The sequence below is a fragment of the Streptomyces sp. NPDC002835 genome (genome assembly GCF_053591995.1).
In genome coordinates, this window is sequence record NZ_JBSFUW010000027.1 from 60,276 (window position 1) to 73,987 (window position 13,712).

Annotated in this window: 13 protein-coding genes; 11 read left to right on the plus strand and 2 right to left on the minus strand. The window is 69.6% G+C overall.

Features of this window, described 5'->3' with window-relative positions:
* Window positions 1–88 precede the first annotated feature (88 nt).
* Window positions 89–880 carry a class I SAM-dependent methyltransferase gene (locus ACWD01_RS25735; RefSeq protein WP_451165160.1) on the minus strand — a complete coding sequence of 264 codons (792 nt, stop codon included), beginning with the start codon at window positions 878–880 and terminating at the stop codon, window positions 89–91.
* A 231-nt stretch (window positions 881–1,111) separates the two neighbouring features.
* Complete coding sequence (locus tag ACWD01_RS25740; RefSeq protein WP_451165161.1) at window positions 1,112–1,927, minus strand: C40 family peptidase; 816 nt, start codon at window positions 1,925–1,927, stop codon at window positions 1,112–1,114.
* 734 nt (window positions 1,928–2,661) lie between these two features.
* Here ACWD01_RS25740 and ACWD01_RS25745 point away from each other — a divergent pair.
* The 11 genes from ACWD01_RS25745 (at window position 2,662) to nuoK (ending at window position 13,710) form a co-directional block, all read left to right on the plus strand.
* A complete protein-coding gene (locus ACWD01_RS25745) occupies window positions 2,662–3,021 on the plus strand; it encodes an NADH-quinone oxidoreductase subunit A (protein ID WP_451165162.1) in 360 nt (119 codons plus the stop codon).
* Between the two features lie 18 nt (window positions 3,022–3,039).
* Window positions 3,040–3,594 carry a NuoB/complex I 20 kDa subunit family protein gene (locus ACWD01_RS25750; RefSeq protein ID WP_031141109.1) on the plus strand — a complete coding sequence of 185 codons (555 nt, stop codon included), beginning with the start codon at window positions 3,040–3,042 and terminating at the stop codon, window positions 3,592–3,594.
* 88 nt (window positions 3,595–3,682) lie between these two features.
* A complete protein-coding gene (locus ACWD01_RS25755; RefSeq protein WP_451165163.1) occupies window positions 3,683–4,411 on the plus strand; it encodes an NADH-quinone oxidoreductase subunit C in 729 nt (242 codons plus the stop codon).
* Window positions 4,408–5,730: an NADH-quinone oxidoreductase subunit D gene (locus tag ACWD01_RS25760; RefSeq protein ID WP_451165164.1), complete on the plus strand. Its 1,323-nt coding sequence runs from the start codon at window positions 4,408–4,410 to the stop codon at window positions 5,728–5,730. Before ACWD01_RS25755 ends, ACWD01_RS25760 begins: the two co-directional genes overlap by 4 nt.
* Window positions 5,727–6,560 (plus strand): NADH-quinone oxidoreductase subunit NuoE, encoded by an 834-nt coding sequence (gene nuoE, locus ACWD01_RS25765; RefSeq protein ID WP_451165165.1) that lies wholly within the window; start codon window positions 5,727–5,729, stop codon window positions 6,558–6,560. Before ACWD01_RS25760 ends, nuoE begins: the two co-directional genes overlap by 4 nt.
* Window positions 6,557–7,939, plus strand: a complete 1,383-nt coding sequence (gene nuoF / locus ACWD01_RS25770; RefSeq protein ID WP_451165166.1) for an NADH-quinone oxidoreductase subunit NuoF — start codon at window positions 6,557–6,559, stop codon at window positions 7,937–7,939. The genes nuoE and nuoF overlap by 4 nt, the downstream gene beginning before the upstream one ends.
* A gap of 97 nt (window positions 7,940–8,036) precedes the next feature.
* A complete protein-coding gene (locus ACWD01_RS25775; RefSeq protein ID WP_451165167.1) occupies window positions 8,037–10,526 on the plus strand; it encodes an NADH-quinone oxidoreductase subunit G in 2,490 nt (829 codons plus the stop codon).
* Window positions 10,523–11,920, plus strand: coding sequence for an NADH-quinone oxidoreductase subunit NuoH (gene nuoH / locus ACWD01_RS25780; protein ID WP_451165168.1), 1,398 nt, complete (start codon window positions 10,523–10,525; stop codon window positions 11,918–11,920). Before ACWD01_RS25775 ends, nuoH begins: the two co-directional genes overlap by 4 nt.
* Window positions 11,913–12,560: an NADH-quinone oxidoreductase subunit NuoI gene (nuoI, locus tag ACWD01_RS25785; protein ID WP_451165169.1), complete on the plus strand. Its 648-nt coding sequence runs from the start codon at window positions 11,913–11,915 to the stop codon at window positions 12,558–12,560. Before nuoH ends, nuoI begins: the two co-directional genes overlap by 8 nt.
* Window positions 12,557–13,414 carry an NADH-quinone oxidoreductase subunit J gene (locus ACWD01_RS25790; protein ID WP_451165170.1) on the plus strand — a complete coding sequence of 286 codons (858 nt, stop codon included), beginning with the start codon at window positions 12,557–12,559 and terminating at the stop codon, window positions 13,412–13,414. Before nuoI ends, ACWD01_RS25790 begins: the two co-directional genes overlap by 4 nt.
* Window positions 13,411–13,710 (plus strand): NADH-quinone oxidoreductase subunit NuoK, encoded by a 300-nt coding sequence (gene nuoK / locus ACWD01_RS25795; RefSeq protein WP_451165171.1) that lies wholly within the window; start codon window positions 13,411–13,413, stop codon window positions 13,708–13,710. Before ACWD01_RS25790 ends, nuoK begins: the two co-directional genes overlap by 4 nt.
* Window positions 13,711–13,712 lie beyond the last annotated feature (2 nt).

A 13,712-nucleotide genomic window follows, 5' to 3' on the forward strand; every position in this document is an offset into this window, starting at 1 on the left:
GCGGGCCTGGGGAGACCCCATGCACCAGACCCCGCTCACTGATCCGGCCTGATCCGAACGACAGGCCCCTGGGACGGCTGGGCGCCGGTCAGGCGGCGTGGGTCACGCGGAGCTTCGACTGGCCGTGCGGCAGCCGCTCCCAGTCGTCCATGAAGCGGGCGACGAGACCGTGCCGCGCGGCCAGCCGGGTCAGGGTCTCCGTGCGGTAGTAGAAGTCCTCGCCCAGGACCTGGTGCTCACGGGTCTCGGTGCGGTCGTAGGTGAAGTCGAAGAAGCCGCCGGGCGCCAGCACCCGTCCGATGTGGGCGAGGCATTCGTCGATGACCTCCAGCGGCGAGTGCGAGAAGACGCTGTGCGCGTGCACGACCGTGAAGGCCGCGTCGGGGAGGAAGTCGAGCCTGAGGTCCTCGACGGGGGTGAGATACGGCAGCTTGTGCTGGAGGCCGTAGCGGACGAGGGTCTTCTTGGCCTCGACGAGGATGTCCGGCGAGATGTCGATCCCGTAGTAGTGGCCCGGCTCCAGATGGTCGATGAACCGCCATCCGGCCCGCAGGTTGCCGCAGCCGATCTCCAGCATCCGGTCCTGCGGCCGCAACCCGTGTTCCTTCAGGTAGTCGAACTGCAGCTGCCCGATGGCGAGCCACCGGTCGTGGGAGGGCCCTCCGCCCACCGCCGCCTCCGGGCTCCGCGCGGTGTCCGACGCCATCACCGCCCGGTAGTACGCGATGTGCCCGCCGCGGTGGCGCAGCCGCAGCCAGGTGTCCCGGCCGGCGCGGCGTAGATAGGGCAGCACGCGCCGGGGGTGCCGCAGCGCGTACCGCGCCTTGTGGCCGAGCCGTGAACGGTTCGTCGACAGCCGCGATCCGGGTCCGTGCCGCATGTTGCCTCCCTGTGCCTTGGTGGGCCGCCCCCTCGGATGCTAACCACGGACGGCACGCACCGCCCGGGGTCGACACCAGGGGCTTCAGGGGAGGGCCGGCACGGGAGCGGGGCCCGGGGTCGCCCCCGGACAAGCGAAAGAGCCGCCGCTCCCCCCGAGGGAGCGACGGCCCTTCCAGGCGCGCTGCGCACGACTCACCTCACCGGGGACGCCGTACGCGCTGAAGCGACGTCAGAGGACGCGGACCGCGCCGCTCGCCGGGTAGCCCGACAGGTCCTGGATGACGACGCCCTTGCTGGGGTTGGCGGCGTCCAGGTACTTGCCGTCGCCGATGTAGACGCCCGTGTGGTACGCGGAGCCGGCGCCGCCCCAGTAGAGGATGTCGCCGACCTGCAGGTTGGACGTGCCGACCTGGGTGCCGGCCACGGACTGGTCCTGCGAGACGCGCGGGAGGTCGATGCCGACCGTGCGGTAGGCGGCCTGGACCAGGCTGGAGCAGTCCCAGGCGTTGGGGCCGGTGGCGCCCATGATGTACGCGTCGCCGAGCTGCGCCTTGAGGAAGGCGACGACGGTCGCGGCGCTGCCCGTGGCGGTGCTGCCGGCGGAGCTGTACGCGGAGAGGGAGGTGCGCTCGGAGTCGCGGGACGCGCGCTCCTGGGCGGCGGCCTCCGCGCGCTCGCGCGCCTCTGCCTCCGCCTTCTTCTTCTCGGCCTCGGCCTTGCGGTCCGCCTCGGCCCTGGCCTTCTCCGCGGCCTTCGCGGCCTTGGCCGCGGCGGCGTCCTCCTGGGCCTGCAACTGCGCCCGGAGCTCGAGGTCGAGGGCGACCTGCTCGGTGGCTTCGGCGGCCTGGGTGACGGCGGTGACGGCGTCCGGGGTGAGAAGGGGCATCTCGATGGTCTCGGTCACCGGCTCGGCGTTCGCCGGCCCGGCGGCACCGGCCACCGCGATGGTGCTGAGGAAGCCACCGGCAACTCCGGCCCGTATCGCCATTCTCGAGGCGTTGCGGCGGGGTTTCCGGTGGCTGGGTATGTGAGCGGTGTGGGACATGGGACAACCGCTATCAGGGCATCAGGGTTCCCTTCAAGAAACGTGTGTTGCGCCACAGTTGCGACCGGAACCTCTGAATCCGCTGCGCATGGACCCTTATTGACGCCGTAACGGGCAAACCGGGCATGCATGATCAGGGCTGTGATCATGGGCTTTCCGTAAAAAGTCCGAATTGCCGGTGGCTTACCACCGCTTTACGTCCATGGCCAAGCCCGCTTTTGTTGAACTCTTGAGTGAGTGGCGCAGGTCACAGAATGGTCAACGCCGGGGCGCTCGCGAGCTTGTGAAAGCGGCGCTCGCGTCCACCGCGGTCCGCCCGATGCCACTGCCGGGTGACCCGCCGTCCAATATCACCCGATGCGGTCCATCTCCAATTTGCGTGTAGTCGCCACGGCTTGGTAGGGCACCCTCGCTCCGACCAGCGGTAACAACCACCGATGTCACACCTCGTGATCGGTCGAGCGCTTCGCGTGTGAAGATCACCGCTCATCCGACTTCATGATCCTTCGTCGGGTGGTGGAGATCACAAACTCCATGACCGACCCCGTGTCGCAGATCACAGACCGACAGGCATAGGATGCGGGGCAGTCGGGCTTGTGAACTGCCTCACATGTACACGATCTTCGAGTGCGACCCCCGGTCGCGATCTTCGGAAGTCGGTGTCACCTGCGGGGCGGTGAGTCGGTTGCCCGGTGCGGTCCAACGGTCAAGGACGACTGGAAGGAGCGAGGAGGGTGAATGCTTACGTGCCCATCCTTGTGCTCGGCGCCCTCGGGGCAGGGTTTGCGATCTTCTCCGTGGTCATGGCCACGCTTATCGGTCCCAAGCGGTACAACCGGGCAAAGCTTGACGCGTACGAGTGCGGCATCGAGCCCACGCCTACGCCCGCGGGAGGCGGTCGCTTCCCGATCAAGTACTACCTGACGGCGATGCTCTTCATCATTTTCGACATCGAGATCGTCTTCCTCTATCCCTGGGCCGTCACCTTCGACGCCCTGGGGATCTTCGGGCTCGTGGAGATGCTGCTCTTCGTGCTCACCGTCTTCGTCGCCTACGCGTATGTGTGGCGGCGCGGCGGCCTGGAATGGGACTGAGGAGCTGAGGAGCACACCATGGGACTCGAAGAGAAGCTGCCGAGCGGATTCCTGCTCACCACCGTCGAACAGGCCGCGGGCTGGGTGCGCAAGTCATCCGTCTTCCCTGCGACGTTCGGCCTGGCCTGCTGCGCCATCGAGATGATGACGACCGGCGCCGGCCGCTACGACCTGGCCCGCTTCGGCATGGAGGTCTTCCGCGGTTCACCGCGCCAGGCCGACCTGATGATTGTGGCCGGCCGGGTGAGCCAGAAGATGGCCCCCGTCCTGCGCCAGGTCTACGACCAGATGCCCAACCCCAAGTGGGTCATTTCCATGGGGGTTTGCGCTTCGTCGGGCGGAATGTTCAACAATTACGCAATTGTGCAGGGCGTTGATCATATTGTCCCTGTCGACATCTATCTGCCGGGCTGCCCGCCCCGCCCCGAGATGCTGTTGGACGCGATTCTCAAGCTCCACCAGAAGATCCAGAGCTCCAAGCTCGGTGTGAACGCGGAGGAAGCCGCCCGCGAGGCGGAGGAGGCGGCCCTGAAGGCGCTCCCGACGATCGAGATGAAGGGGCTGCTGCGGTGAGCGACGCCCGCGCGGCCGCCGGGCCGCAGACGAACACGAAAGCCGCGCCTCTCCGCCGCGCGGGCGGAGAAGCCACCAGGGGGACACGATGAGTGACCAGCCGAACCCGGAGAAGGAGCTCTCCGAGCAGAACCTCCCCGGGCAGCGCGGCGAGAACGGCGAGGAGATCCGCGTCCAGCGCGGGATGTTCGGTGCCAACAACGGAGGGGACACGTCCGGTTACGGCGGGCTCGTACGCTCCGTACGGCTGCCGGGTCCGGCCTCCCGCCCGTACGGCGGCTACTTCGACGAGGTTGCCGACGAACTCGAGGGCGCGCTCGAGGAGCAGGGCCTGGTGCCCGAGAACGCGATCGAGAAGACCGTCGTCGACCGCGGCGAACTCACCTTCCACATCGCGCGCGAGCACCTGGTGCAGGTGGCGAGGACGCTGCGGGACGACCCGGCGCTGCGCTTCGAGCTCTGCACCGGCGTGAGCGGAGTGCACTACATCGAGGACAAGGGCCGCGAGCTGCACGCGGTCTACCACCTGCGTTCGCTCACCCACGGCCGGATCCTGCGGCTGGAGGTCTCCGCCCCGGACAGCGACCCGCACGTCCCGTCCCTGGTGCGGGTGTATCCCACCAACGACTGGCACGAGCGCGAGACCTACGACTTCTTCGGGCTCGTCTTCGACGGCCACCCCGCCCTCACCCGGATCATGATGCCGGACGACTGGCAGGGCTTCCCGCAGCGCAAGGACTATCCGCTCGGCGGCATCGCCGTCGAGTACAAGGGCGCCCAGATCCCGGCTCCGGACCAGCGGAGGTCGTACTCGTGACTACACCGTCTGCAAGCGCACGCGAAACCACCGAGGGCCCGGTCTACACGGTCACCGGTGGCGACTGGGACGAGGTCGTCCAGGCCGCGGCCAGGGCCGACGACGAGCGGATCGTCGTCAACATGGGCCCGCAGCACCCCTCCACGCACGGTGTGCTCCGGCTGATCCTGGAGATCGACGGCGAGACCGTCACCGAGGCCCGCTGCGGCATCGGCTACCTCCACACCGGCATCGAGAAGAACCTCGAGTACCGGACCTGGACGCAGGGCACCACCTTCGTCACGCGCATGGATTACCTGACGCCGTTCTTCAACGAGACGGCGTACTGCCTGGGCGTGGAGCGGCTTCTCGGCATCGACGACCAGATCCCGGACCGGGCGTCGGTCGTCCGGGTCCTGCTGATGGAACTCAACCGGCTCTCCTCGCACCTGGTCGCCATCGCGACCGGCGGCATGGAGCTGGGCGCCACCACGATCATGATCTACGGATTCCGTGATCGTGAACTCATTCTCGACGTCTACGAGCTGATCACCGGCCTGCGCATGAACCACGCGTACATCAGGCCCGGCGGACTCGCCCAGGACCTGCCCCCGGGCGCGGTCGACCAGCTCCGCGAGCTCGTGAAGACGCTCAAGAAGAACCTGCCGGAGTACGACAAGCTCGCCACCGGCAACCCGATCTTCAAGTCCCGTCTGCAGGACATCGGATACCTGGACCTGACCGGCTGCATGGCGCTCGGCGCGACCGGACCGATCCTGCGCTCCGCGGGCCTCGCTCACGACCTGCGCAAGACCGACCCGTACTGCGGCTACGAGACCTACGACTTCGACGTCCCGACCGCCGACACCTGCGACTCCTACGGGCGGTTCCTCATCCGGCTCGAGGAGATGCGGCAGTCGCTGCGGATCGTCGAGCAGTGCCTGGACCGGCTGGAGCCGGGCCCGGTGATGGTCGCGGACAAGAAGATCGCCTGGCCCGCGCAGCTCGCGCTCGGCCCCGACGGCCTCGGCAACTCCCTCGACCACATCAAGAAGATCATGGGCACCTCCATGGAGGCCCTGATCCACCACTTCAAGCTGGTCACCGAGGGCTTCCGGGTGCCGGCCGGGCAGACGTACGCCGCGGTCGAGTCGCCCAAGGGCGAACTGGGCGTCCATGTCGTCTCCGACGGCGGCACCCGGCCCTTCCGGGTCCACTTCCGCGACCCGTCGTTCACCAATCTGCAGGCCATGGCGGCCATGTGCGAGGGCGGCCAGGTCGCCGACGTCATCGTCGCCGTCGCGTCCATCGACCCCGTGATGGGAGGCGTCGACCGATGACGGACGTATCGCTGGGCATGCCGCAACTGCCCGCGCCCGACTACCCGGCCGATGTGCGAGCGCGGCTGGAGGCGGACGCGAAGGAGATCATCGCCCGCTATCCCGGCAGCCGGTCCGCCCTGCTGCCGCTGCTGCACCTCGTGCAGTCGGAGGAGGGCCACGTGACCCGCACGGGCATGCGGTTCTGCGCCGAGATGCTCGACCTCACCACCGCGGAGGTCACCGCGGTCGCCACCTTCTACTCCATGTACCGGCGCAAGCCGTCCGGGGACTACCAGGTCGGCGTCTGCACCAACACGCTGTGCGCGGTGATGGGCGGCGACGCGATCTTCGAGGAGCTCAAGGAGCACCTCGGCGTCGGCAACAACGAGACGACCGAGGACGGCAAGGTCACCCTCGAGCACATCGAGTGCAACGCCGCCTGCGACTTCGCGCCCGTGGTGATGGTCAACTGGGAGTTCTTCGACAACCAGACCCCGGAGTCGGCGAAGCGGCTCGTCGACGACCTGCGCGCCGGCGAGCAGGTCAGCCCCACCCGCGGCGCGCCCCTGTGCACGTACAAGGAGACCGCGCGCATCCTGGCCGGCTTCCCCGACGAGCGCCCCGGCGCCGTCGAGGCGACCGGCGGCGCGGGTCCGGCGTCGCTGATCGGTCTGCGGCTCGCCAAGGGCGAGACCGCCCCCGCGCGGGTGGTCCACCCGCGCGGCGAGGCCCCGCAGGAGCCCCCCCGGCCCGGTTCCGAGCACCTGAGCTCGCACGACGCACCGCAGAAGACTTCGGCGTCCGACCCGGACAACCCGGCCGGACCTGTGGCCGAGGAGGGGGAGTGATGACCGTGTCCACCGAATACGGCGGCGGTTCGCGGCCGGAGGCAGCGGCGGAGGGCAGCCCGGAGAAGCTCCTCTCGCCCGTCCTGTCGGCCTTCTGGGACGAGCCCGAGTCATGGACGCTCGAGACGTACCGCAGGCACGAGGGCTACGAGGGCCTGCGCAAGGCGCTCGCCATGACCCCCGACGACCTGATCGCCTACGTCAAGGACGCCGGTCTGCGCGGCCGCGGCGGCGCGGGCTTCCCCACCGGGATGAAGTGGCAGTTCATTCCGCAGGGCGACGGCAAACCGCACTACCTCGTCGTCAACGCGGACGAGTCGGAGCCGGGCACCTGCAAGGACATCCCCCTTCTGTTCGCCAATCCGCACTCCCTCATCGAGGGAATCGTGATCGCCTGCTACGCGATCCGGTCCAGCCACGCCTTCATCTATCTGCGCGGCGAGGTCGTCCCCGTACTGCGGCGGCTGCACGAGGCGGTGCGCGAGGCGTACGAGGCGGGCTACCTCGGCAAGGACGTCCTGGGCAGCGGACTCGATCTCGAACTGGTCGTGCACGCGGGCGCCGGCGCGTACATCTGCGGTGAGGAGACCGCGCTGCTGGACTCCCTGGAGGGCCGCCGCGGCCAGCCCCGGCTGCGGCCGCCCTTCCCCGCGGTCGCCGGTCTGTACGCCTGCCCCACTGTGGTGAACAACGTCGAGTCCATCGCCTCGGTTCCCGCGATCCTCAACAAGGGCAAGGACTGGTTCAGGTCCATGGGCAGCGAGAAGTCCCCGGGCTTCACGCTGTACTCGCTCAGCGGCCACGTCGCGAGCCCCGGCCAGTACGAGGCTCCGCTCGGCATCACCCTGCGCCAGCTGCTCGACATGAGCGGCGGCATGCGCCCCGGCCACCGGCTCAAGTTCTGGACGCCCGGCGGTTCCTCGACCCCGATGTTCACCGACGAGCACCTCGACGTCCCGCTGGACTACGAGGGCGTCGGCGCGGCCGGTTCGATGCTCGGCACCAAGGCGCTCCAGTGCTTCGACGAGACGACCTGCGTGGTGCGGGCCGTCACCCGCTGGACCGAGTTCTACGCCCACGAGTCCTGCGGCAAGTGCACACCGTGCCGCGAAGGCACGTACTGGCTGGTCCAGCTGCTCCGCGACATCGAGGCCGGCAAGGGCGTCATGTCGGACCTGGACAAGCTGAACGACATCGCCGACAACATCAACGGCAAGTCGTTCTGCGCCCTCGGCGATGGCGCCGCGTCGCCGATCTTCTCCTCGCTCAAGTACTTCAGGGACGAGTACGAGCAGCACATCACCGGCAAGGGCTGCCCCTTCGACCCCGCCAGGTCGACGGCCTGGGCCGACCGACACACCACGGAGGTGTCCGCATGACTGTGGCGCACGCGCCGAATCCCGGCCGCGGCCCCGCCGCAGGCCGCTGCACGGGCGTTGCCGCGCAGGCCGCCCCGTACCGCGGGGAGGTGCGGGCATGACCGTCACCACGACCGGCTCCACCGCCGCGGGCGGCGGCGCCGTGCCGCCCGAGGACCTCGTCTCGCTGACGATCGACGGTGTGGAGATCTCCGTCCCCAAGGGGACGCTGGTCATCCGCGCCGCCGAGCTGCTCGGGATCGAGATCCCGCGCTTCTGCGACCACCCGCTCCTCGACCCGGCCGGCGCCTGCCGCCAGTGCATCGTCGAGGTGGAGGGCCAGCGCAAGCCGATGGCCTCCTGCACCATCACCTGCACGGACGGCATGGTCGTCAGGTCGCAGCTCACCTCGCCCGTCGCCGAGAAGGCGCAGCAGGGCGTGATGGAGCTGCTGCTGATCAACCATCCGCTGGACTGCCCGGTCTGCGACAAGGGCGGCGAGTGCCCGCTGCAGAACCAGGCCGTCTCGCACGGCCAGGCCGACTCCCGCTTCGAGGGCAAGAAGCGGACGTTCGAGAAGCCGGTCCCGATCTCCACCCAGGTGCTCCTGGACCGCGAGCGGTGCGTGCTCTGCGCGCGCTGCACCCGCTTCTCCAACCAGATCGCGGGCGACCCGATGATCGAGCTGCTGGAGCGCGGCGCGCTCCAGCAGGTCGGCACCGGCGAGGGCGACCCGTTCGAGTCGTACTTCTCCGGCAACACCATCCAGATCTGCCCGGTCGGCGCGCTCACCTCCGCCGCCTACCGGTTCCGCTCCCGCCCGTTCGACCTCATCTCCTCGCCCTCCGTCTGCGAGCACTGCGCGGGCGGCTGCGCCACCCGCACCGACCACCGCCGCGGCAAGGTCATGCGGCGCCTGGCCGCCGAGGACCCGGAGGTCAACGAGGAGTGGCTGTGCGACAAGGGGCGCTTCGGCTTCCGCTACGCCCAGCAGCGCGACCGGCTCACCACCCCCCTGGTCCGTAACGAGGAGGGCGTGCTGGAGCCGGCGAGCTGGCCGGAGGCGCTGGAGGCCGCCGCCGCCGGCCTCGTCAGGGGCCGCACCGGCGTCCTGACCGGCGGCCGGCTGACCGTCGAGGACGCCTACGCGTACGCCAAGTTCGCCCGCGTCGCACTCGACACCAACGACATCGACTTCCGCGCCCGGACGCACTCCGCGGAGGAGGCCGACTTCCTCGCGGCGCGCGTCGCGGGACAGGGAAGGGACCTGTCCGGCACGGGCGTCACGTACACGGCGCTGGAGAAGGCCCCGGCGGTACTGCTCGCCGGGTTCGAGTCGGAGGAGGAGGCCCCCGGGGTCTTCCTGCGGCTGCGCAAGGCCCACCGCAAGCACGGCCAGCGCACCTTCTCCCTCGCCCCGTACGCCACCCGCGGCCTCGCCAAGTCGGGCGGCACGCTGCTTCCCGCCGCGCCCGGCACCGAGACCGAGTGGCTGGACGCGCTCGCCTCCGGCACCGGCCTCGACGGGGACGGCGCACGGGCCGCCGAGGCGCTGCGCGCCGACGGCGCGGTGATCGTGGTCGGCGAGCGGCTCGCCGCCGTGCCCGGCGGCCTCACCGCCGCCGTACGCGCGGCGACCGCCACCGGCGCGCAGCTGGTGTGGATCCCGCGCCGCGCCGGTGAGCGCGGCGCCGTGGAGGCCGGCGCGCTGCCGTCGCTGCTGCCCGGCGGCCGGCCGGCGACCGACCCGCGGGCCCGTGAGGAGACCGCGGAGGTCTGGCGCGTACGGGAACTCCCGCACCGCTACGGTCGGGACACCGGCCAGATCATGGAGGCCGCGGCCACCGGCGAACTGGGCGCGCTGCTCGTCGCCGGGGTCGAGGTCGCGGACCTGCCCGACCCGGCGCGTGCCCGCGAGGCGCTCGACGCGGTCGGCTTCCTGGTCTCGCTGGAGCTGCGGCCGAGCGAGGTCACCGAGCGGGCGGACGTCGTCTTCCCGGTCGCGGCCGTCGCGGAGAAGCCGGGCACCTTCCTCAACTGGGAGGGCCGGGCCCGGATGTTCGAGGCGGCGCTGAAGCCCGATCACATGATCCGCCGCCTCGCGCCCACGGACGCCCGGGTGCTGCACATGCTCGCCGACACCCTCGACGTGCACTTCGGCCTCCCGGACCTCAAGTCCGTCCGCACCGAACTGGACCGGCTCGGCCGCTGGGACGGCCCGCGGGCCACCGAGCCGGTGGAGCGGGCGCGCCCGCTGCCCCGGGCCGGTGAGGGCGAGGCGGTCCTCGCCGGTCACCGGCTGCTGCTCGACCACGGCCTGCTCCAGCAGGGCGACGAGGCGCTGGCCGGCACCCGGCACGCCGCGGTCGCCCGGCTGTCGGCGGCCACCGCGGCGGAGACGGGCGTCAAGGACGGCGACGAGCTGGAGGTCTCCGGACCGGCCGGCTCCGTACGGCTGCCGCTCCAGGTCACCGAGATGCCCGACCGGGTCGTGTGGCTGCCGCTGAACTCCGTGGGCGGCGGCGTCACCGCCGACACGGGCGCCCGCCCCGGCGAGCTCGTCCGTATCGCGCCCGCGGCCGCGCCCGCTCCGGAGGTGCAGTCATGACCATGCTGGCTCATGTGGCAGAAGCGCAGCGCAGCGTCCTCTCGCTCGAGGACCTGTCGATGTTCGGACGCGACCCGTGGTGGCTCGTCGCCGTCAAGGCCGTGTTCTGCTTCGCCTTCCTGATGGTGACCGTGCTCTTCTCCATCGTGTGGGAGCGCAAGGTCGTCGCCTGGATGCAGTTGCGCATCGGGCCCAACCGGCACGGCCCGTGGGGTCTGCTGCAGTCGCTCGCCGACGGCGTCAAGCTGATGCTGAAGGAGGACATCGTCGTCAAACGGGCCGACAAGGCCGTGTTCGTCATCGCGCCGGTCCTCGCCGCCATCCCCGCCTTCATGGCGGTCGCCGTGATCCCCTTCGGGCCGGCGGGCAACGAGGTCTCGATCTTCGGCACACGGACGACGATGCAGCTCACCGACCTGCCGGTGGCGATGCTGTACATCCTGGCGATCGGCTCGCTCGGCGTGTACGGCTTCGTCCTCGGCGGCTGGTCCTCCGGCTCGACGTACCCGCTCCTCGGCGGCGTCCGCGCCTCCGCCCAGGTCATCTCGTACGAGATCGCCATGGGCGTCGCGTTCGCCTCGGTCTTCCTCTACTCCGGTTCCATGTCGACCTCGGCGATCGTCGGGGCGCAGCAGGACCGCTGGTTCATCGTGCTGCTACCGGTGTCGTTCCTGATCTACATGGTGACGATGATCGGTGAGTCGAGCCGGGCGCCGTTCGACATGCCCGAGTCCGAGGGCGACCTGGTCGGCGGCTTCAACACCGAGTACAGCTCCATCAAGTTCGCGATGTTCATGCTGGCCGAGTACATCCACATGATCACCGTCTCGATGATCGCGGTGACCCTGTTCCTCGGCGGCTGGCGGGCCCCCTACCCGGTCTCCACGTTCTGGGAGGGCGCCAACCACGGCTGGTGGCCGCTGCTGTGGTTCTTCCTCAAGCTCCAGGTACTGATCTTCTTCTTCATCTGGCTGCGCGGCACCCTGCCCCGCGTCCGCTACGACCAGCTGATGAAGCTCGGCTGGAAGGTCCTCATCCCGGTCTCCGTCGTCTGGCTGATGCTGGTGGCGACCGTGCGGGCCCTGCGGAACGAGAACTACGACTTCCAGCAGATCGTGCTGTACGTCGGCGGCGCGGTGATCGCGGTGCTCCTCCTCTCGTTCGTGGTCGACGTCTTCCGCGGCAAGAAGGAGAAGGCAGAGGAGGCCGCCAGGCCGGCGCCCCCCGCCTTCGATCCGATGGCGGGCGGCTTCCCCGTACCGCCGCTGCCCGGACAGGAGCTGCCACCGGTCCCGCGCAGGCGGTCCCGGCAGGAGCGCGAACTGATTGTCAGTGGTGGACCCAATACTGACAGTGATGAACCTCGGGACGGAAAGGAGGCTGACGGTGTCTGAGGAATCCAAGAGCAAGGAATCCGAGAGCAAGTTCCTGAATCCGGTTGCCGGCTTCGGCGTGACCTTCAAGGCCATGTTCAAGAAGCGGCTGACCGAGCAGTATCCGGAGCAGGAGAAGGTCACGGCGCCGCGCTTCCACGGCCGGCACCAGCTCAACCGCCATCCGGACGGGCTCGAGAAGTGCGTCGGCTGCGAGCTGTGCGCCTGGGCCTGCCCGGCGGACGCGATCTATGTGGAGGGCGCGGACAACACCGAGGAGGAGCGCTACTCCCCGGGCGAGCGGTACGGCCGCGTCTACCAGATCAACTACGCCCGCTGCATCCTGTGCGGTCTGTGCATCGAGGCGTGCCCGACGCGCGCGCTGACGATGACCAACGAGTTCGAACTGGCCGACACCAGCCGCGAGAACCTCATCTTCACCAAGGAGCAGCTGCTCGCCGGTCTGGACGAGGGCATGGTCGACGCGCCGCACGCGATCTACCCCGGCATGGACGAGCAGGACTACTACCGGGGCCTGGTCACGGAGGCCGCGCCCGGCACGGTCCAGCAGGCCGCCGACTCCAAGGACGGGAAGGTGCAGGAGGGCGAGTCGACCTTCGGCGAGGACGAGCCCGCGTCCAAGAGGGTGATCGGGGCATGAACACGTTCGCCGCCTCCGTCACCTCCACCGGCGAGGCATTCCAGTTCTGGGTGCTCGGCACCATCGCCGTGATCGGGGCGCTCTGCACCATCCTGATGAAGCGGGCCGTGCACAGCGCCCTCTGCCTGGCCGGGACGATGATCATCCTCGCGGTGTTCTACCTGGCCAATGGCGCGTACTTCCTCGGTGTCGTCCAGATCGTCGTCTACACCGGCGCGATCATGATGCTGTTCCTCTTCGTCGTCATGCTCGTCGGCGTCACCGCCGCCGACTCCCTCAAGGAGACGCTGAAGGGCCAGCGCTGGCTGGCGGTCGCCTGCGGCCTCGGCTTCGGCATCCTGCTGATCGCCGGCATCGGGAACGCCTCACTGCAGACCTTCAACGGCCTGGGCGCCGCCAACTCGGCCCACGGCGGGAACGTCGAGGGCCTGGCCGCGCTCATCTTCACCAAGTACGTCTTCGCCTTCGAGATCACCGGCGCGCTGCTGATCACCGCGGCCGTCGGCGCGATGGTGCTCACCCACCGGGAGCGCACCGAGCGGGCCATGACCCAGCGCGAGATGGCCGAGCAGCGCGTACGGGAGGGCAAGCACCTCCCGCCGCTCCCCGCCCCCGGCGTCTACGCCCGGCACAACGCGGTGGACATCGCCGGTCTGCTCCCGGACGGCACCCCGTCCGAGCTGACGGTCAGCCGGACGCTGCGCGAGCGCGGTCAGATCCGGGACGTCTCCACCGAGGCGCTGAACGACCTCAAGGCGCTGGAGCAGCGCTCCGAGGAGCGCCTGGGACGTGACCGGAGCGAGGACGACGACCGGGACGAGCACGACCGGGACGGACAGGAGGCCAAGCGGTGAATCCGGTCAACTACCTGTATCTGGCCGCCCTGCTGTTCACCATCGGGGCGGCAGGAGTCCTGATCCGGCGGAACGCGATCGTGGTGTTCATGAGCGTGGAGCTGATGCTCAACGCCTGCAACCTCGCGTTCGTCGCCTTCTCCCGTATGCACGGCAATCTCGACGGCCAGATCATCGCGTTCTTCACGATGGTCGTCGCCGCCGCCGAGGTCGTGGTGGGTCTCGCGATCATCGTGTCGCTGTTCCGCTCCCGCCACTCGGCCTCGGTCGACGACGCCAGCCTGATGAAGCTGTAAGG

Bases quoted from the DNA above. Each gene is read 5' to 3' on its own strand.
- nuoE (WP_451165165.1), top strand. From the start codon at position 5,727: ATGACGGACGTATCGCTGGGCATGCCGCAACTGCCCGCGCCCGACTAC.
- ACWD01_RS25775 (WP_451165167.1), top strand. From the start codon at position 8,037: ATGACCGTCACCACGACCGGCTCCACCGCCGCGGGCGGCGGCGCCGTG.
- ACWD01_RS25735 (WP_451165160.1), bottom strand. From the start codon at position 880: ATGCGGCACGGACCCGGATCGCGGCTGTCGACGAACCGTTCACGGCTC.
- ACWD01_RS25750 (WP_031141109.1), top strand. From the start codon at position 3,040: ATGGGACTCGAAGAGAAGCTGCCGAGCGGATTCCTGCTCACCACCGTC.
- ACWD01_RS25740 (WP_451165161.1), bottom strand. From the start codon at position 1,927: ATGTCCCACACCGCTCACATACCCAGCCACCGGAAACCCCGCCGCAAC.
- ACWD01_RS25790 (WP_451165170.1), top strand. From the start codon at position 12,557: ATGAACACGTTCGCCGCCTCCGTCACCTCCACCGGCGAGGCATTCCAG.
- ACWD01_RS25755 (WP_451165163.1), top strand. From the start codon at position 3,683: ATGAGTGACCAGCCGAACCCGGAGAAGGAGCTCTCCGAGCAGAACCTC.
- nuoH (WP_451165168.1), top strand. From the start codon at position 10,523: ATGACCATGCTGGCTCATGTGGCAGAAGCGCAGCGCAGCGTCCTCTCG.